This window comes from Streptomyces regalis (assembly GCF_001509475.1).
GTDB classification, from domain to species: Bacteria; Actinomycetota; Actinomycetes; order Streptomycetales; family Streptomycetaceae; genus Streptomyces; species Streptomyces regalis.
Map to the genome: position 1 here is coordinate 1 of NZ_LLZG01000208.1, position 1,064 is coordinate 1,064.

1 protein-coding gene is annotated in these 1,064 nt (G+C 64.4%); it reads left to right on the plus strand.

Annotation, left to right across the window (positions count from 1 at the left end; translation table 11 throughout):
- Positions 1 to 256: 256 nt before the first annotated feature.
- Positions 257 to 1,064, plus strand: an 808-nt coding sequence (locus ADL12_RS54140; protein ID WP_208614593.1) for a hypothetical protein, incomplete at its 3' end; no start/stop codon positions are given.

Here is a 1,064-nt window from a genome sequence, read left to right on the forward strand (position 1 = left end):
GAAACGGACGAGACCGTCCTGCCGACCGAACTCACCGCATAACCTCAAAACGAGATCACCGAATGGCCGTCGATACACCACTCCAGCGGACGTGACCATGCCGTCACGGATGTACAGGCAGGGCAGCTCTGTGGCTTCACATGACGGCGTCCGTCTGCTGGGCCCCTGGTCCCGCCGATGAGTTCTGCTGCCCGTCACCCGGTGCCGCCGTCGGGGATGGGCCCTGTAGTGGCTCAGTCGTCTGCAAGGAGACGTTTTGCGAAGATTCGGCCAACTCCAGTACCTGCTCGCTGCGGTGCTGTTCGCCACCGGCCTGGCGGTCGTTCCGGCAGAGGCTGCGCCTGCGCTGCCGGCCACTGCCCACACCGCTGACCTAAAGCCAAAGCCAAAGCTAAAGACAAAGCGCTCGGACGACTCAGGCCCCGCGGCGCGCCACGACACCTCAAAACCACTGCGCACCCTGCGCGCCGCCAAGGTGAAGAAACCCGGCCCGCACCCGGCTCTGCCCCTGCTGCCTCGCCCATCTGGGGCCAAGGTGCCCGACCCGGTCCTGCAAGACAGCCATCCCTTCCGCGCGAAAGCGGCCCCGGTGACGACCCAGTTCGACGGAATCGGGGCCAACAACTACGCCGTACGTGGCACTCCGTCGGACTCGAACGCCTCGGTGGGCAGCACGCAGATCGTCGAGACCGTCAATGTGGCCTTCGCGGTGTACTCCAAAACCGGCGCCACCATCCTGCCCCCGGCCAACAACAACGCAATGTGGTCGGGGTTCGGCGGCCCCTGCGAGACGACCAACGACGGGGACCCCATCGTGCGCTGGGACACCCTCGCCAACCGTTGGGTCTTCACCCAGTTCGCCAACGTCAGTTCGGTGACAGGACCGTATTACCAATGCGTTGCTGTCTCCACCAGCCCAGACGCGACGGGCACCTATCACCGGTACGCATTCACCTACGAGAACTTTACTCAGGTTGAATTGGCGATGTCCGGTTCGTCGATCAGTCCGTCGAGATCCAGGCCGGTGGTCGGTAAGCAGCCAACGATCAGGTGCGGCCGGTACT